The sequence below is a fragment of the Pseudomonadota bacterium genome, assembly GCA_010028905.1.
Lineage (GTDB): Bacteria > Vulcanimicrobiota > Xenobia > RGZZ01 > RGZZ01 > RGZZ01.
In genome coordinates, this window is the sequence record RGZZ01000057.1 from 1 (window position 1) to 16,920 (window position 16,920).

Genomic DNA, 16,920 nt, shown 5'->3' on the forward strand with positions numbered 1-16,920 from the left:
CCGCTGGTCGAAGACGTTCCGGTGCTCGAGGCGTCCCCCGTTGTCGAAGACGTTCCCGTCCTCGAGGCGCCCCCCGTTGTCGAAGACGTTCCCGTCCTCGAGGCGCCCCCGCTGGTCGAAGACGTTCCGGTGCTCGAGGCGTCCCCCGTTGTCGAAGACGTTCCCGTCCTCGAGGCGCCCCCCGTTGTCGAAGACGGGGGCATGGCGGCGACCGGAGTCGCGGAGGCGTCAGCTGTGGAGGCTTCTTCCGCCGAGGCGACGGGCGAAGCGCTCCAGATCGAGGGTGCGCCGTCCATTGAGCACGCGCCTGTCTACATCGAAGCCGCCCCCATCATGGAGGCGCCGCCTTCACAGGATGCAGAGGCTCCGCCTCCGCCTCAGTCATCGTTGGCTCCGCCTCCAGCCGTCCCCCCCGTCGACGGGGAGGACGACGACTTCTTCCTCGAAGGTCCACCTCCGGACCTCGCCGCCGGGTAGCCACCATATGGTATTGCGCAACATTCGTCTTGTCTGCTTGAGCGGCGTCTTCTTTCTGGCATCCGCCCTGCCGTCCCACGCGGCGGATGAGGGCGGTGGTTTTCAGTCGTGGCTGTTCGAGCACCGCACGCTGCTCCGGGAACTGCTGGTGGCGCAGATCGTCGTCTTCGCCGGGCTCCTTGCCTGGGAGCTTGCCTTTCAGCGGCAGCAGAAGACCATGCCGGGCGCGGGTGCAGAGACCTGGAACGAAGATCGGAAGGGGGATACCCTGGGGCTCTCCGACCCCTTCAAGACCCGTGTTACCACAAGACGCTCCACCTCTGGCAGCGGCGAGTCGAGCACCGTCCGGAAGCCGCGTCCGCCAGCCGCGCCCCCTCAAGCGGAGGACGGAGAGGATGCGCCCCCGCCTCAGTCGCAACTGTCTTCACCTCCAGCACCTGCGTCGCCCGCGATGCCTCCGTCACCGCCAGAGCTTCCGACGACGCGTGGCGCGCGTCGGCTCGAGCGCATCGAAGGGGCTGAAGGAGACGGCGAGGTTGCCCGTCCGGCCAAGCGTGCGGCGTTCACCCCTCCGCCTCCTCGCCTGGAGACAGGCGCAGACTCCTGGGCTGACGCCATGCGCAGAGCGGCGCGTGAGACATCAGAGCGCGCCCCTCGTCGCCCCGCACAGATACCGCCTCCCTCTGTGAAGGCGCCAGAGCATCCCGTGGTCCCGCCCCCTGCCCAGCAGGCGCCGGCGTCAAGCCTGGAAGCGTCGCCGGAGGCCGCGTCAGAGGTTGCGCGCCCTGGGCTGCGCACGATACGCGTCGGTGTGCGTGAGGCTGCGCCGAGTGCGCCCGAGCAGGTGCCTGCCCCCCCCTCTCCGCCTGCCTCTGGCCAGATCGCCGTTCCAGCAGGGTTCTCTCGCTATGCCTGGGATCACGCCCTTCGACTGCTCGAGCGTGCAGCGACGACGCCTTGCCGGCTTGCCGCCGGCTGTGGGGGGGGCGTGACTGTTGGAGAGGGGTCTGCAACGTTGAATCTCGTCACGCCGCCACCCGCGGCGGCGGAGAAGCGACGGGGACGTGGCATGAAGCTGTCGTCGGGGGGGGAGACGCGCCTCGGCGAGACCCTCGAGAAGTCTACGCCCGCGCGCTCATCGCAGGCAGGGCCCGGACGGGTTCCCGGGTTTGCCGGCGTCCTGCCGTCTCACGACGACGCGACAGAGGAGGCGGAGGAGGCGGACGCCACGCCTGCAAACGCCACCCGCCCTCTGACGCCGTCGACGCCACCCGCGCTTCCCCCCGTCCCCGGGAGGCGTACCATCGACCTGCAGGTGCGTCGCCCCGGTGCACCCGCCGCGAAGCCAGATGAGACGTCGCAGGAGGAGAACCCATGAGGGCTGAGAAGTGATCACAGCGCTACCCGCTCCTCTTCTCCAGAGCGCTTGGGCAGTGCCTCCAAACGCCCCCCAGAGGTGATCGTCTCTTGCAAATCCCCCGCGGGAACGTGTTCTTCGAGAACCAGAGCCTGCCGTACGACGATATCAACACGCTCTACGGCAACCTCGAGCAACAGGGCTTCACAGGGTTCGTCAAGATCGACAACAGTCCCGTAGAAGACTACCTGTTCTTCAGCCACGGTCAGTTCATCCGTGCCCTCGAGCGCGAAGACCAGCAGTACAAGGTGCTCACGCGGGCTCGCGTGCTCAACAAGATCAAGAGCGACGTTCCCACCAGCGTCTATGTTCTCGATTCCTCGATGTCCAACGTGCTTTCGTATTCGTTCTCGTTTCAGCAGCTCTATCGCAACGTTGAGGTCCGCAAGAAGGAGTTCAAGAAGATCCGCGACCAGCTCGAGACCGATGAGCATACGGGCATCCTGACGCTCAACGGCCGAGACCACGGCTCTTACGTGCTTCTCTGCGACCGAGGGCGTATCGTCTACAACAATCTCGTGGCGCACTTCGGACAGATCATGTGTGGCGTCGACGAGGTGAACCGCTTCCTCGAGTCCATCTCCAAGGCTGGCGCGCAGCTGAACGTGTACGCCGAGAAGGCTGTGGAGATCGAAGCAAAGAAGCGTGAGGCGGAAGAACGCCTCGAGCGGGTCAAGGCGCTGCTAGCCAAGACGCAGACAGGGCTCTTCGTGAAAGAAGACGTGGTGTCGGTTGATGAGGCGCTCGTCCGAGAGTGGGGAGTTCGTGCGGGCTCTTCCTTCGGCGTCGAGCTCGAGCTGGCCGATGGCACTCTCGTCACCGTGAAGTGTCAGACGGCGAAGAAGCTGGGGGCCTACGTGGCCATCCCGGCAAAGCTCATGAAGCGCATCGGTCTGCGCGACGGCGATCCGCTGTCGGTGCAGCCGATCATGTAGCGCTTCGACCAATGTTCGGTGACACGGGCGATGCCCGGACACGAGACGTGAGCGTGGAGCGTGCGTGATGACTGAAGTGAAGACCATTCTTGAGAGCTTCTGCAAGCTTGATGGCGTACGTGGAGCGCTTGTCGTCGAGGCGGGCGGTCAGGTGCAGGAGAGTGCTTGCGGGCCCGATGTCGACGTAGAGGGGATTGCCCGCCTGGTCGATGCGTCTTCAACGCTGGGGAGACAGACGGCGTCCACGCTCGGGCTGGAGGGCGTGACGCAGTCGTACGTCGAGTACGAGGCATTCACGGTGACGGCCGAGTCGTTCGGAGACCGGGCCCTCGTCGTGGTCGCCTCTGCGGGGGCCAATCTGGGTCGACTCCGACTCGAGATACGCAAGAACAAGAAGATGCTCGAGAGCCTGGGAGGCTAGCATGAGTGCTGATGTCGATCTCTTGACCCCGCTCGAGAAGCGCTTGCAGGCAGCCGAGCAGCAGCTTGAGACAACGCCGGACGACGTGCTGACGCTGGCTGATTATGGTGAGGCTGCTCTCCTGCGAGGGCGTCTCCACGAGGCGATGAAGTGCTTTCAGCGTCTCAGCGCGCTCGAACCAGAGAATCTCAGCCACTGTCTTGGCCTGGGAAGGGCTTATCTCGAGAGCGGGCTCCACGCCGAGGCACACGGAATCGCGCAGCGCGTGATGCGTGAGGAGCAGCCTCCTCTGGCGGGTCATCTTCTCCTGCGCACCCTGGCTCGTACCTCCCACCAGACCGACCAGGCGCTGGCAGCGTGGGTGGCCGCGCACGCGTCCTGGTTGCCAGAGCGCGATGCCGTTGAGGCGGAGCGTTCCAGGCTCGCCGAGGTGATCGGCCAGCTCGAGCGCGAGGTCGAGCATCTCATGGCGCGGTCGAAGGAAGATGCGAATGAGCCCGTTCTCGCGTTCTCCATGTGCCTGGCGCGTGAGCGCCAGGATCGGGTACGCGAATCGCTGGGTATCGTTGAAGCCTGGGCGCAGCAGTACGACGCGCTCGATACCGAGCGGCAGCGTCAGGAAGACGAGGAGCGTCTCCGTCTCGAAGAGGCGGCTCGCCTCCAACGCGCCGAGGAGGAGCAGCGCGAACGCGAGGAACAGGAGCGCGCGCGCCTCCAGGCCGAGGAAGAGGAGCGTCAGCTGCGTGAGGAACAGGAGCGGGCTCGTCTCCAGGCCGAGGAAGAGGAGCGCCAGCGACGCGAGGCGGAAGAGGCCCAGCGCGGCACACGCGAGCGCGAACAGGCCTATACGGCCCTCAAGGGGCAGCTCGACCCCCTGATTGCATCCCTGCTGAAGACCAAGGGCGTGACTGCGGCTCTTCTGGTGGCGCGAGATGGTTTTCTCGTGCACGAGGGTCACACTGCTGAGGTAGACATACCCACCCTCATGAACTTTGTGGTCGGTGCGCAGGCGGCGCTCTCGACGTACGAGAAGGCTTCCTGGAAGACCTGGGTGCTCGAGCTCGCCAAGGGCATTCTCGTGCTGCACCGTATCACGCCAGACTACTTCCTCGTCATTCATGGTGTCACCGGCGCGAATTTCGGTCTGCTGACCCTGTTCATCGACAAGAACCGGGGTCAGCTGGAAAGTGCCTTCGCGAGCGCTCCAGCCGTCTCGTAGGTGACGTTGCAGGAATCAGCGACCGCAGCGGAAGAGCTCGAGTTCCCGCAGCGGCTCGAACGAATGCTGCGCCTGCTGCTGGGCATCTCGTTCGCACTGGTTCTGCTCCTTCCCGTGGCGGCGTGCTGCGAGTCGCTTCTCGTACCCGGCCTGCCCGCACTCGATGCGGGCACGTCGAGCCCCTGCGCGCGCGCGGCGATGAACACGCTCGCCCTCGTCTGCGGCGTGTTCCTGCTCCTCCTGCCGCCTTCTCGCGTCTCCTCCGCTGGCGGCGAGAGGCCGGTTGCCGCCCTCGCCTTTCAAGGGTTCATCGTCGTCTGGACCCTCTCAGCCCTGACATCAGTGTGCGTTCCTGACTCTCTTCTCAACGCCATCGGATGGATCTCGGCCTTCATCATGTTCTGCGCGGCACGCGCGCTGGCAGATACATCGAAGGCTCTCGAGAACCTGATTCACCTGCTCCTTGGGGTGGCGGCAGTGGTCACCATGACCTCGTATCGCATCTGGCTCACTGCGCCCGAGGGAGACGCGGCCATCACCGGCGCCTTCTATCAAGCCGACGTCAACGCGGGATTCATCCTGCTGTTCATGCCGCTTTCGGTGGCCCTTCTGGTGGGCGCGAAGCGTCGTGACCAGGTGGTCTTCTACGGCACGATTTCCGTGATGCTGCTCGTGAGCCTGGTGCTCACCTACTCACGGGGAGGGCTCATTGCTGGGGCCATCGCGCTTCTTGTCGTTGCGGTGCTGATGACGCGGAAGGCTTCGTTTCGCGCGTGGCTCGTTCCGGTCGGTCTGCTGGGCGTTGCGTTTGCGCTTGCGGGACTGATGTCAAGCGGTGGCAGAAGCCTGGTTCCAGGAAAGACGCTCAACCGTGCGGCCGAGCTCATCGCCGCGGCGACCGAGAAGCAGACGCGCTCTCTGGCCGAGCGCGAGGGGAAGGAAGCAGACACGTCCGTCACGGCCCGGCTGAACTTCTATCGCGGGGGGCTGCGCATGGCGCTGGCTCGACCGTTCCTCGGATGGGGGCCCTCGACGTTCGGACGTGTCTTTCCCCGTTATCAGAGCGACGTTCGATACTATTCGAAGTACGCGCACTGTGCCTATGTGACCGTCATCTCGGAAGCCGGCTTTGCGGGAGGGCTTGCACTGTGCGCCCTCCTCGCTTCTCTTGCGCTGGCGGCGCATCAGCAGCGTCGTCTGACCGTCTCTGCGGGCGACTGGCGCTTTGCCGCCGTGTGCGGCCTCTCGGCAACGCTGGTGGGGGTGGCTGCGCACATCGCGGTCGACGTCGACTGGGAGTTCCAGACCCTGGTCGTGGTGTTTGCCGTCTTGGCCGGGCTGCTCACCAGCCGGGGGGCGGTCGCGCCGGATGCGTCGCGCGAAGAGGCCGTGAGCGCTCCCCTGCGCACAACGCTCTCTGCCATGGGAGTGCGGTGGGGGGCGTGCGTTCTCTTGATGGTGCTCGCGGTCGTGCAGCCGTTCCCGTTTCTCTCGTCGCTCGCGGAAGCCGAGGCAAAGAGCGCGGAGCGCTCGGGAAACCTGTCGGCCGCCCTTGTCGAGCAGCGTCGAGCGGTGCGTCTCATGCCCCTCGGTTCTGGGGCGCAGCGTCAGCTCTCAGAGCTTCTGCAGCTCCAGGCGGAGCGTGACTCGGGTGCCGCTCGCGAGGCGGTCGACGGCGCCATCGCCGCAGCTCGTCGCGCCGTGGCGCTCGATGGCTGCCGCGCGGTGAACGTCGACGCGCTTGCTCGCGCGCTTCTCGGCGCCGGCGACTGGGCGGGGGCAGAGCAGTACGAGCGCGAGGCCATCGTCTGTGACCCGGTCAACTATCCCAAGTTCCATGCCGTGCTGGGGGAGATGCTCATGCAGAAGGGCAGGGATGCGGAAGCACTCGCGCTCCTGCGGTCGATCGCCGATCGATACCCTCCAGAGACCTTCATCACCATGTGGTACTTCAGGAGAGATGCATTGCAGGAGCAGCTCTCGCAGGTCTGGCTGCTCATTGCGACACTGCGTGCCAAAGCGGGAGATGGCGCACAGGCCCGGGCTGATCTCGAGAGGGCGGTGGCCATGAACGGTTCGAACATCGCCGCGCGCTTCCAGCTGACGACGCTTCTTCTCAACCAGCGGGAGATGGGCCTCGCGCTCGAGCAGGCGCTTGCCATCGCTCGTCTCAAGCCCAGACACCCTGTCAGCCGCTGGCTTCTGGCCATCTGCTATCGCGGAGTGGGCCAGCATGCGCGTGCCTCTTCGCTGTTCGCGGCCCTCGAGAGAGAGGCGCCAGCGCTTCTCAAGACCGGGAAGGCCACACAGATTCCGCGGGATTTCTTCACGCCGGGCCCGGAACGTTCCGGTGCCGAGCTCCCGGTCGAGGTGGGCCGATGAGCCTGCTTGTTCACCAATCGCAACGTGGGTGCAGGTTCAGGAGATGTGCGTCTGAGAAGGGAATACGATGGCCAGAGGTGCGACAATCTGTTCCGGAGGTGGCCTCATGAGAGTCTTTCTGCTGTTCTCGCTTCTTCTGTTCAGTGCGGCCGCGGCGGCATTCGGCGCTCCGAGTGATGGGCAGATCGCCCACGACTGCGCCACGATGCGGAGCTTTCCCCCGCAGGTCATGGGCGTGCGGGTGGAGGGTGGAAAACAGGGCCGGGTTGACATCTACGCGGTCGACCTCAAGAGCGGCGAGGCCTGCATCCTGGCCGGAGGGCGCCGCAGCCATCTGCGCCTCACGGCGCCCGAGCTTGCTCGGCTGCGCTCCGCCGTCGAGGGCTCGGGCTTCTTCGGATGGCGCGAGCGCTATGCGCCGGCGAATCGCGGCGCCGATCGCCTCAGCACGACCGTGATCTTCAACGACGGCAAGCAATCGCACCGCGTGACGGTCACGGGTCCCGCTGCTCCTCCCAAGGGCTTCGCTGAGCTGGCGCGGCGGTTCGAGCTTCTTGCCTATGCGCCCTACTGGCACGATCCAGACTATCAGGCCGTGACCGGTCGACTGGAGCGTGTGCAGCTCGAAGGCGGGTTCTGGACGTTGGTATATGCATCCGGGGCGGACGCGAAGGCCGACAAGCACGGGGGGCGTTTTGTGCTGGATGTCGACCGAGCGGCGCTCCAAGGCTTCAAGAGCGGCGATCTCGTGCTCGTGACCGGCGCGGTGACGCCGGACGTCATGGGCATCCAGATGGCGGGGCCGCACTACGCAGCGAAGCGGGTGGAGCGCCTGCGATGAGCCGCTCTGCCTGCGTGCCGAGAGGGGCAGGAAGCACTTCCCAGCGCGTTGCCCGGGGATCGCGATGATGCCCCACGGCGATTCCCTCCCGCGACAGCAGCGCGTCCGGCTCGGCGGCGGAGAGGTTCACGCCTCGAGGCTCTGCCTTGGGCTGGGGAGTTCGGGCTGCGGTTCCACCTCCATGCAGGGGCGGCTCCCGCCAGACGAGGTTGCCGCGTTCCTCGTTGCCGCGTCCGCCCACGGGGTCACCTGGTTCGATACCTCCGATGACTACGGCAGCCAGCCTCACGTGCGTGCGGCCTGCCAGCGTCTCGGGCGAGATCAGGTGCAGATCACGACCAAGAGCCATGCCCGAGACGGGGCCACGTTGCGAGACAGCCTCATCTCGAGCCTGCGCGAGCTGGGAACAGACCATGTCGATGTCTTCCTGCTGCATGAGGTCGACTCGCCAGAAGATCTGGCGGCACGGGAAGACGCCGCCCTGGCGCTGCGCGATCTCCAGGCGGAGGGACTTGCCCGCCTCGTCGGCCTCTCGACGCACAACATCGATGTGCTCGAGCGGGCAGCCGGAGACGCCCGGTTCGACGTCTTGATGACCAACTACAACGTTGCGGGCATCCACATGGATGCAAGTCATGAAGACTATGCGCGGGCGCTGCGACGAGCGTTCGAGGCAGGGCAGGCGACCGTGGTCATGAAGACCCTGGGAGAAGGGGCGCTGGCCGCGCGTCACGCCGAGGCGCTGCGACACAATCTCGCGCTTGATTTTGTTCACGGGGTGGTGGTGGGCGTCAAGTCGCTCGACGAAGCCCTGCGTGCGGTGCAGGTCTGGCAAGAGTTCTGCGCGTCCCCTTGAAATCGTACGCGACGCTCGCGATGTTGAAGAGGCGGAATCCCCGCCGCACCCGTGTCACAGGAGGCCGCACGCCATGGCAATGGATCTGAAGAAGGAACGTGATGTCTTTGCAGACATCAACATCACCCCCCTCACCGACGTGCTGCTCGTGCTCCTGGTGATCTTCATGGTCACCGCGAGCGCCATCACCTCTGCCGGGTTCAACATCAAGCTGCCGAAGTCGGTCTCACAAGACACATCTCCCTCGACCGAGATCACCATCAGCGTGACCAGCAAGTCTGAGTACTTCGTGGGTCGTCAGAAGGTCGAGGCGGGCGGTCTGTTCGAGCACCTGAAGGGCCTGGCCGCGAAGGCGCGCAGCAATCGTGTCGTGATCAACGGCGATGCCTCTGTGCCCTACGGAGCTGTGGTCAAGGCCATGGATGACGCGCGCCGCGCTGGGCTCTTCTCCATCGGGCTGTCGACGCAGAAGGAGGGGGGGCCGTGAAGTCTGGGTCGTACATCCCGGTCGCCTACCAGTATCCCCCGAAGCCTCCGTTTCGGTGGAAGCGAATCCATACGTCGTTTGTCATCGCGCTCATCTTCAACTCCTGTGTTCTCGTGATGCTCGGGTGGTATGCTGGCGCGTTCGCAGAGGAAGCCATCTACGAGGTCAACCTGGCAGATGTCATGAAGACCGACGCCACTGTGAAGACCCCGCAGAAGGTCAAGCGTCTCACCCTCAACCCCGCCGACGTGAGCAAGATCAAGTCGAAGCGGTCGGGGGGCGGGTCACCTGCGGCCGCACCGGGACACCGGCCCGACAACCCCATGGCGAAGGCGCCCCCGAAGCTCAAGATCAATGCGCCGCAGGTCACCCCTGACAGCAACCAGGCGGAGCCGGATCCGGGCATGGTCAGCAACTCGGCTCCCCCTCCTGACGCCACCGACGACGGCAATCCCGAGGGGGCCGCCGGCGGCAAGGGGAACGAAGAAGGTCCCGGCGGCAAGGGCGCGGGAGGCAATGGCACGGGCGGTACCGGAAACGGAACCGGCACCGGCGATGGCGACGGAAGCGGAAACGGCAGCGGAGGCAAGCTTGCGTCGCTTGTGAACCAGGTTCACTGCAAAGGCTGCCATCCGCTGGGAACCTCAGGCCTGAGCGGATGCGAGCCGGATCAGATCGAACGCGTCATCAGCGCCATCCGCTGGCGGCACGGCGGTCAGCCTCACGATCTCACCCTCGAGGTGACCATCAACGCCGAGGGGTACATCGAGGCCTGCCGCGTGACCCAGAGCAGTGGGCGCAGCGACGTCGACGAGTCTGCCATCGACTTCGTCAAGCTGAGCAAGTGGAAGCCGGCTCGCGCGTCAGACGGCACGCCATTTTCGCTGGTCGTCGAGATGCCGCTCGAGGTCTACTTCTGACCTCCCGCGCCTCCTGCCGGCACGGTCTTCTCCTTGATCTCCTTGCCCAGGGTCTCGAGCAGGTTCCAGGCGAGCCAGGGGTCGTCCTTGGTGAGCGAGAGCGGGTGCGGATTCGTGAGGGTTCCGTCTGCGCTGAACGACGCCTCTTGCTCCTTGCCCACCGACACCACCCTGTCCGGGTGCTTCACGAGCGACATCTCTGCGTTTCCCTGCCAGGCGGTCACGGTACAGGTCCCGTTGTCGGCCATGGTGATCTCCACGGCCTTGCCCGTCGGGCGGACCACCGTCACGCCTGTGCGGACGATCCAGCGCGTCGCACCCGCCGAGACCATCCAGAGCCTTCCCTTGGCAAGATCAACCGTGGCGAAGCACGACTTCTCCCCGCCGCTCTGCGTGGTCTCGCTCCCCACGAATGTGAGCTCGGTCTGCGCGGCGACCCGCATCGAGCCAGAGGTTCCGAACTGGAAGACCGTCTTCTGCGACTTGCCTGTGGTCATGGTGGTGCCCGCCGAGATGGGGGCGCCTTCCTCGGCCACGCCCTGACCGAGCAGGGACTTCGTGACCACCGCCTTGTCGGTTCGCTTGAGGGTGAGCTGCTCGGTTGTGCCACCTGTCTGGCCGCGGCCATAGTGCTGGTAGCCCCAGGCGCCGAGCAGCGTCACGACTCCCACGTAGATCCAGAGCCACGGAATCTGACGTTTTGGTCCCAGGCGGAAAGCTTGCGGTTTGATGCGTCCGCCAGCAGGTTTTTGGACTTTTCTTGGACGATAAGTAGCCACGGCGGCAGAGGTTCGACTTGTGCCACCGAGCACCCTCTGCCACCGCAGCGGCGGTAGACCACGGAACGGGAGACGCGATGCACGCCTTCGAGTGGGTGAGAGATGTCATGGTGAAGGGAGGCCCCACGCTCTGGGGGCTCTTCCTGCTGTCGGTGGTCTTGATTGCGCTCATCGTCGAGCGCGTCCAGGCATTCCGCAAGTCGACGGTGGATCAGGACTGGCTTGTTCAGCAGATGGCCATTCTGCTCACCCAGGACAAGGTAAAGGAGGCTCTCGACTTCGTCGACGGCATCGAGGGCTCGCTCCCTCGCGTGTTCGAGGTGGGCCTGAAGCGCTACGAAGAGCCGCGCGAGGTCATCGAGAATGCGATGAAGGTGGCCATTGCGCGCCAGAGCCTCTTGATGGAGAAGAACGTGTCCATCATCGGAACGTTCGCCGTCATCTGCCCGTTCGTCGGTCTCTTCGGAACCGTGGTGGGCATCATGCACGCCTTCGAGAGCATCGCCAACAAAGGCGGGACGGGCCCTGCCGCGGTTGCCGCAGGCGTGGCCGAGGCCTTGATCTGCACCGCCGCGGGTCTGTTCGTGGCCATCTCCGCGGTGGTGTCGTTCAACTACTTTCGCAATCGCATCCGTGTCACGACCGACGAGCTGCTCATCAACATCGAGGTGTTCAGCGACATGATTGCGTACGTCAAGGAAGGCAGGCCCTTTCCCCAAGACCTGCGCGAGCTGCTCAACCTTCCCCACCTGGCCGAGGCGCCAGGGGAGAAGGTGGAGCCCCCCGAGTCCTATCCCACGAGAGGCGGTAGACGATGAACTGTCCGGCGTGCTCCACCGATACCCTGGCGCCCTACGCAGACCCGACGAGCGGTCTCGAGGTCGATTCGTGCCGTGCGTGTGAAGGCTTCTGGTTCGACGCCCGCGAGCTCAGCCGCTTTCTCGAGAGTGCAACCCTGAAGCAGACATTCCACTGGGACGACAAGCAGCGAAAAGGCGAGGCCAGCTTCACCATCAGCACCTCGACCCGTCAGTGTCCGCGTTGCGCCGACAAGATGGTCGAGCGCCTGTTCGGAGGTGTCACCCTCGACCGCTGCCCGGGATGCGGGGGGCTCTGGTTCGATGGCGGAGAGCTGCAGGCCGTGGTGGCTCGCTATCGCAGCGGCGCGCACGGCGATCACGAGATCACCCGAGAGCTTCGAACGGGGCTGGGAACGCCCTCAGAGAGCGCCCCGCCCGAGGCCCAGAAGTCGAACCTTCTCGAGTCGGCGCGTGCCTTTCTCGCGTCGCTCGGGGTGTCGGAGACCGAGTAGGCTCAGCGGCCCTGGTCGAGGCCGTCGATGATCTGATCGCGGATGAGATCGGTGAGCTGGTAGGGCAGGTCGTTGATTCGATCGACCGTCACGCTGGTGGGGTAGACCTGCTTCACGTACTCCATGCCGTCGCCGATGCCCACGCCGATGACGTTGACCCCCGCGCGCGCCGCCAGGCCGATCTGCTCGCGCAGCTCCTGCTCCTTGCCCTGGCCGTCGGTGATCATGACGACGATCTTCTGGTTGTCAGAAGGCTGTGAGCGGAGCATGTCGAGGGCGGTGGCGAGGGCGTCGGAGTCGTTGGTGCCCCCGTGGTTCGCCCGCTGGATCTGGGCCAGCATCTGCTCGCGGAACGCCTCATCGTACTTGTCCTTGAACTCCTTGTGCAGCACGGGCTGGTCGGAGAAGCCCACCACCGAGAAGTGCACCTTCAGCTGCTCGAGCGCCTCGGCGCTCATGATGAGACCCTTCAGCAGGTTGTCCCACTTGTTGGCCTCCATCATCGAACCCGACTCGTCGAGCACGAAGACGAAGTCGTAGTCGCGCTTTGACGGGTCGTTGCGACGCAGCCAGATGTTCTCGTCGTACATGCCCGTGCGCTCGTATCTCGCCGAAGACTGCATGGCGCTGCGCATGTCGAGCTTGCGGCCCGAGCGGAACGGCCCGACGTAGCGCATGTCGCTGTTCTCGTTGAGCACGTTCTTGAGCTGACCGGACATCTCGTCGGTGAGCGGAGCGAGCTCGGCGTAGTACTTCTCGTAGGGGGTCTTCAGGTTCTCGACCTGCTTCTCGGTCTGGGCCTTCTGCTCGAGCAGCTTCTGCAGCGTGGGGAGATCGATCTGGCCGGTGCCGCGGCCGTTGCCCGCGCCCTGCCCTCCCAGGCTCCCCTGGGAGCCCTGGGAGCCGTTGCCGTTGCCCGCGCCGTCTTCGCGATCGCGCTGCTCGCGGCTCTTGACCTTGCGGTCGAGCTCCTGGTCGATCTGGCGCATGATGTCTTCGACGCGCTGCTTCTGCTCAGTGGTGAGCTTGCTGTCGTCGAGGCGTCCGCCGTCGGTGGTGTCGATCTTCTTGGGGTCGGGCACGCCCGCGTCGGTGCCCTGGCCTGCGCCGGAGCCCGTACCCTGGCCCTGCTTACCGTCCTTTGCGTCCTGGCCCTGTGCGGCGCCCTGGCCTTCCTTTGCGTCCTGGCCCTGTCCGGCGCCCTGGCCTTCCTTTGCGTCGTTGGCGTCCTGGCCCTGTCCGGCGCCCTGCCCCTGACCGCTCTGGCCAGACTGCTGCCCCTGGCCGCTCTGGCCGGACTGCTGTCCCTGGCCGCTCTGGCCGGACTGCTGCCCCTGGCCGCTCTGGCCGGACTGCTGCCCCTGACCGCTCTGGCCGGACTGCTGTCCCTGACCGCCCTGGTTTCCGAACAGGCTCTGCCCAAGGTCTTTCTGGTCCATCTCGAGCAACTGCTTGTAGACGGGCCACAGCTTGTTCACAACAATATCTTCGGAGCGCTTCGCCTGCTCGATGATCTCCTTCGGGGAGAGATCCTTGTCGAACACGTCGCGCTGCAGCTGCATGGCCTCGCGGAAGTCGGCCTGGCATGTCGCGAGCGCGCGCATGGCGTTCTTGTCGCGCATCCAGTCGGGAGACTCGCCCTTGCCCTCGGTGTACCAGTCGTAGATCATGCCGAGCGCGAACTGCATGTGGCGCGGCACCGGGCTCTTCAGCTTGAGAACCGCCTTCTGGGCCTCTTTCTCGGCGTTGGCGCGGGCGGTAGCCTCGTCTTGCCCCTGCGTCTTGTACAGGCCCTCGAGGTTCTTCGAGATGGTCTTCACCATGTCGGCCTGGATGGACTCCTCGGTCTTCTTGAGGAGATCCTCGTCATAGACGGTCTTGAAGAACTGCCGTGCGCCCGCGAACTTCGAGGTCTGGAGGTTGCACACGCGCGGGCCCTCGACGGCGTTGTTGAGGAAGTTGAGGGCGGGGTTGTCCTTGAACTCGGCGGCCGACGGCTGGCGAGAGTAGATGCGCCGCCCGGTCTCCTGCAGAATCACGCCTACGGCGTAGTCCTCTTCCTTGCCCTGGAGGTCTTCGGCCTTGTACACGATGGTGTTGCTGCCGAAGTCGTAGGCCCAGGCGTCACCCGCCTCGAGGCCCATGCGGTAGTCACCCGAGATGCCGCGGCCCACGCTCTCGATGACGTGAAGCCGCTCGCGGAGACGATCGGCTTGCGCCTGCTTCTCTGACTCGCTGATGGGGGCACCCGTCGTGGGATTCACCGAGATGGTGGTGGGGCTGCTGCTGCCGCTGTTCGCAGAGGGCGCGCCCGGGAGACCCACTGGCGTGCTGCCATTGGGGTTGGCGTTGCTTGTGGCGGATGTCGTGGAAGAGGCCGGTGACGGCTGGCTCGAGGTAACACTCGAAGAAGCGGGAGCGGAGGTCGCCGTTCCCCCGCTGATGGTCACCTGGTCCTTGGGTGGAGCGGGTGCTGCCGTGCTCGGAGCTGGCGTGACGGGGGTCTGCTTCGGCTGCTGCTGCGGCTGCGGGGTACGATTGAAGATCTTGTCGATCCAGCCCATTGTCTTTCTCCTGACCTGCTTCGCGTCGTGGTAGCGCCATCTTAGCGCCCTGGCCTGAAAAAAAGGTGGACCCGCGGCGCCGCATATCGGCAGTTGGTCACTTCTTCGTGAAAGCCGCCCACCAGAGGGGAGGCCGGGCTTCTAGAACCCGCAGGTCGCCCCTCTTGTCGAGGGTTGCGCAGGTCGCCTCTCTTGTCGAGGGGCGACCTGCGCGACTCACTTGCCGGCTTCTTTGAGCGGTTCGGGGAGGAAACCGCGAGACAGCTCCATGATCTTCTCGCGATCCTTCGGGTCGCCGAAGCGCGCGGCATAGACGTGGGCCACGCCGTTGTAGAAGGCGTTGCCGTTGCCTTCCTCGGCGGCGAACTCCTTGACGAACTTCGACAGGCGCTTGAGGTTTCGGATGGTGAACACCTTGCCTTCACGCACGCTGGCGCCGATCTCGCGGCTGTCGACCTTCTGCGTCAGCGCCATGTGGAAGTCGACCATCTTTTCGGCCACCTTGTCGCCGTCCGGCCCGAGCTTCTGCATCCAGGCCTTGCAGATGGTGGCGAACTCGTCTCGGTTGGTCACGCCAGGCACCCAGTTCTCGGTGAAGCGGTTGCGCATGGCGAGCGAGAGCTCCTTGCGCCCCGCATACTGGTTCGTGGCAGGGTTCATCGTGGCGAAGATGCGGAAGCTCGGGTGGGCGGTGACCACCTCGTTCCCCTTCTCGGTGAGGGTGATGCTGCGATCCTTGTCGAGGAGCGAGTTGATGCGCTCGAGAATGGCGGGCTGGGCGAGGTTGATCTCGTCGAACACAACCCAGTCGCCCTTCTTCATCGCGTCGATGAGAATGCCGTCTTTCCAGACGAACTCGCCAGGCTTGCCGCCGGGCTTGGGCACGTAGCCCCCGATGAACTCCGACACGTCGGTCTGGTGCTCGAGGTTGAAGCGGCGGAAGTTGTTGTTCGTGAGGTGGGCCATGTAGCGCACCATCGAGGTCTTGCCCGCGGCCGTGGGGCCCACCAGCATCTGGGGCTCGTCCATCATCGTGCAGCGCGCGATCTTGCCGAGGGCCTTCATGGTCGACGGCACGTTGATCAGCACCGCATCCTTCTCGGGAACGAACGGGCCGCCTTCGGCATTGATCTTCACCGTGGAGGCACCGAACTTGAGCGTCTCGGCGTCGACCTTCTCGATGCGCGAAGGCACCTCTTCGACGGCATTGGTGCTGAAGTTGAGGCGCAGCACGTCGTTGACGGCCTTCTTGTCGGCGTCTTGAATGAGGCGGTCGACGTAGATGTCGTGCCCCTCGTTGGCGATGATCTGGGTGATGTCGCCCGTGCCCGCCAGCTTCGTGACGCGATTGACCCACTTCTCGAGGTCGCGGATGGTGTAGGGGTAGGGGCCATCACGCTTGCCGATCTGGCGATGGTCGGCCATGTCGGCCACGGCGTTGTGGAACATCACCATCTGCATCAGGGTCTTCTTGTCGACCTTACCCCCGCTCTTGGCCTCGAGGATCTGCACCAGCTCTTCCGGCGGATACGGATCTTGATAGACGAGGTTGAAGCGGTTGAGCATGGCCTCTGAGAGCTCTTTGCGACCGCTGTACGAAGACGGGTTCATGGTGGCGAAGATGCGGGTGTTGGGATCAGCCTTCACCACCTCGTTGCTCTTCTCGGTGAGGGTGATGAAGCGGTCGTCGTCGAGCAGCGAGTTCAGGCGCTCGAGAATGGCGGGGTCGGCCAGGTTGACCTCGTCGAGCAGCAGCCACTGTCCCTTGCGAAGGGCTTCGGTGATGATGCCGTCCTGCCACTCGAAGTGACCGTCCTTGCTGGGCTTGTAGCCGCCGATGAGCTCGGTGTTGTCGGTCATGTCAGAGAGGTTGATGCGGCGCAGCTCGTTGTTGGTGAGGGCGGCGAGGTACTTCACCAGCGACGTCTTGCCCACGCCCGTGGAGCCCACCATCAGCACGTTCTCGTTCATGCGGATGCTGCGTCCGAGGCGGCCCAGGTTCTCGACCGTGGTGGGCGTCTCGATGAGCTTCGACTTGTTGATGTCCGGCACGAAGCTCTGCGGTGTCTGGTCGGGCGAGGTGGGCGCGGGAGGCGCTTCGATGACCAGCGGCTTCGCTTCTTCGATCTGAGGAATGCTCGTGGGCGCACTGGGCGAAGCGGCGGGTGCGGTGGCGGGGGGAGCCGCGCTCGCGTTCACCGCGGTGCCTGCCGAGGGCGCGGCAGCCGAAGATGACGAGGTTGCGACTGCGCTCTGGGCAGTGCCCTGCGCCCCCTGGAAGGTCACGCTGTCCTGCGGGTTCAGGGTGGG

General features: G+C 65.1%; 17 protein-coding genes. 13 read left to right on the forward strand and 4 right to left on the reverse strand.

The genetic code is table 11. The features are described 5' to 3' along the window. The 9 genes from EB084_06430 to EB084_06470 all read left to right on the forward strand — a co-directional run. Positions 1 to 477, forward strand: a 477-nt coding sequence (locus EB084_06430) for a sigma-70 family RNA polymerase sigma factor (protein ID NDD27883.1), incomplete at its 5' end; no start/stop codon positions are given. 7 nt (positions 478 to 484) lie between these two features. Next, positions 485 to 1,855, forward strand: a complete 1,371-nt coding sequence (locus EB084_06435; GenBank protein NDD27884.1) for a hypothetical protein — start codon at positions 485 to 487, stop codon at positions 1,853 to 1,855. Between the two features lie 110 nt (positions 1,856 to 1,965). Continuing rightward, on the forward strand, positions 1,966 to 2,829 hold the full coding sequence (locus EB084_06440; protein NDD27885.1) for a hypothetical protein: 864 nt from the start codon (positions 1,966 to 1,968) through the stop codon (positions 2,827 to 2,829). Positions 2,830 to 2,896: 67 nt separating this feature from the next. Further along, positions 2,897 to 3,250 (forward strand): hypothetical protein, encoded by a 354-nt coding sequence (locus EB084_06445; protein ID NDD27886.1) that lies wholly within the window; start codon positions 2,897 to 2,899, stop codon positions 3,248 to 3,250. Position 3,251: 1 nt separating this feature from the next. Then, positions 3,252 to 4,469, forward strand: coding sequence for a hypothetical protein (locus tag EB084_06450; GenBank protein NDD27887.1), 1,218 nt, complete (start codon positions 3,252 to 3,254; stop codon positions 4,467 to 4,469). Next, positions 4,470 to 6,851: a hypothetical protein gene (locus EB084_06455; protein ID NDD27888.1), complete on the forward strand. Its 2,382-nt coding sequence runs from the start codon at positions 4,470 to 4,472 to the stop codon at positions 6,849 to 6,851. A 106-nt stretch (positions 6,852 to 6,957) separates the two neighbouring features. After that, positions 6,958 to 7,692 (forward strand): hypothetical protein, encoded by a 735-nt coding sequence (locus EB084_06460; GenBank protein NDD27889.1) that lies wholly within the window; start codon positions 6,958 to 6,960, stop codon positions 7,690 to 7,692. Positions 7,693 to 7,756: 64 nt separating this feature from the next. Next, on the forward strand, positions 7,757 to 8,548 hold the full coding sequence (locus EB084_06465; GenBank protein ID NDD27890.1) for an aldo/keto reductase: 792 nt from the start codon (positions 7,757 to 7,759) through the stop codon (positions 8,546 to 8,548). Between the two features lie 73 nt (positions 8,549 to 8,621). After that, on the forward strand, positions 8,622 to 9,035 hold the full coding sequence (locus EB084_06470; GenBank protein NDD27891.1) for a biopolymer transporter ExbD: 414 nt from the start codon (positions 8,622 to 8,624) through the stop codon (positions 9,033 to 9,035). A 157-nt stretch (positions 9,036 to 9,192) separates the two neighbouring features. Here EB084_06470 and EB084_06475 read toward each other — a convergent pair whose 3' ends face one another. Beyond that, the gene (locus EB084_06475) at positions 9,193 to 9,624 is read right to left on the reverse strand and encodes a hypothetical protein (protein NDD27892.1); all 432 of its coding nucleotides are present in this window, start codon (positions 9,622 to 9,624) and stop codon (positions 9,193 to 9,195) included. A gap of 13 nt (positions 9,625 to 9,637) precedes the next feature. On the opposite strand from EB084_06475, the gene EB084_06480 reads away from it, so the two are divergent. Further along, positions 9,638 to 9,955, forward strand: a complete 318-nt coding sequence (locus tag EB084_06480) for a TonB family protein (protein NDD27893.1) — start codon at positions 9,638 to 9,640, stop codon at positions 9,953 to 9,955. Here the strand turns inward: EB084_06480 and EB084_06485 are convergent. Continuing rightward, entirely contained in the window at positions 9,946 to 10,617 is a 672-nt protein-coding gene (locus EB084_06485; GenBank protein NDD27894.1) for a hypothetical protein, read from the reverse strand. The genes EB084_06480 and EB084_06485 overlap by 10 nt on opposite strands. A 194-nt stretch (positions 10,618 to 10,811) precedes the next feature. Between EB084_06485 and EB084_06490 the strand changes: the two genes are divergently transcribed. Both EB084_06490 and EB084_06495 read left to right on the forward strand, forming a co-directional pair. Further along, positions 10,812 to 11,552, forward strand: coding sequence for a MotA/TolQ/ExbB proton channel family protein (locus tag EB084_06490; GenBank protein NDD27895.1), 741 nt, complete (start codon positions 10,812 to 10,814; stop codon positions 11,550 to 11,552). Continuing rightward, positions 11,549 to 12,046 (forward strand): hypothetical protein, encoded by a 498-nt coding sequence (locus EB084_06495; protein ID NDD27896.1) that lies wholly within the window; start codon positions 11,549 to 11,551, stop codon positions 12,044 to 12,046. The genes EB084_06490 and EB084_06495 overlap by 4 nt, the downstream gene beginning before the upstream one ends. Positions 12,047 to 12,048: 2 nt before the next feature. Here EB084_06495 and EB084_06500 read toward each other — a convergent pair whose 3' ends face one another. Further along, a complete protein-coding gene (locus tag EB084_06500; protein ID NDD27897.1) occupies positions 12,049 to 14,370 on the reverse strand; it encodes a VWA domain-containing protein in 2,322 nt (773 codons plus the stop codon). Here EB084_06500 and EB084_06505 point away from each other — a divergent pair. Further along, on the forward strand, positions 14,321 to 14,644 hold the full coding sequence (locus EB084_06505; protein ID NDD27898.1) for a hypothetical protein: 324 nt from the start codon (positions 14,321 to 14,323) through the stop codon (positions 14,642 to 14,644). The genes EB084_06500 and EB084_06505 overlap by 50 nt on opposite strands. A gap of 182 nt (positions 14,645 to 14,826) precedes the next feature. Here EB084_06505 and EB084_06510 read toward each other — a convergent pair whose 3' ends face one another. Next, positions 14,827 to 16,896, reverse strand: a complete 2,070-nt coding sequence (locus EB084_06510) for a hypothetical protein (GenBank protein ID NDD27899.1) — start codon at positions 16,894 to 16,896, stop codon at positions 14,827 to 14,829. Between the last annotated feature and the right edge of the window lie 24 nt (positions 16,897 to 16,920).

Coding starts and splice junctions, on each gene's coding strand:
- EB084_06470 (NDD27891.1), top strand. CDS start 8,622: ATGGCAATGGATCTGAAGAAGGAACGTGATGTCTTTGCAGACATCAAC.
- EB084_06445 (NDD27886.1), top strand. CDS start 2,897: ATGACTGAAGTGAAGACCATTCTTGAGAGCTTCTGCAAGCTTGATGGC.
- EB084_06450 (NDD27887.1), top strand. CDS start 3,252: ATGAGTGCTGATGTCGATCTCTTGACCCCGCTCGAGAAGCGCTTGCAG.
- EB084_06490 (NDD27895.1), top strand. CDS start 10,812: ATGCACGCCTTCGAGTGGGTGAGAGATGTCATGGTGAAGGGAGGCCCC.
- EB084_06495 (NDD27896.1), top strand. CDS start 11,549: ATGAACTGTCCGGCGTGCTCCACCGATACCCTGGCGCCCTACGCAGAC.
- EB084_06465 (NDD27890.1), top strand. CDS start 7,757: ATGATGCCCCACGGCGATTCCCTCCCGCGACAGCAGCGCGTCCGGCTC.
- EB084_06460 (NDD27889.1), top strand. CDS start 6,958: ATGAGAGTCTTTCTGCTGTTCTCGCTTCTTCTGTTCAGTGCGGCCGCG.
- EB084_06435 (NDD27884.1), top strand. CDS start 485: ATGGTATTGCGCAACATTCGTCTTGTCTGCTTGAGCGGCGTCTTCTTT.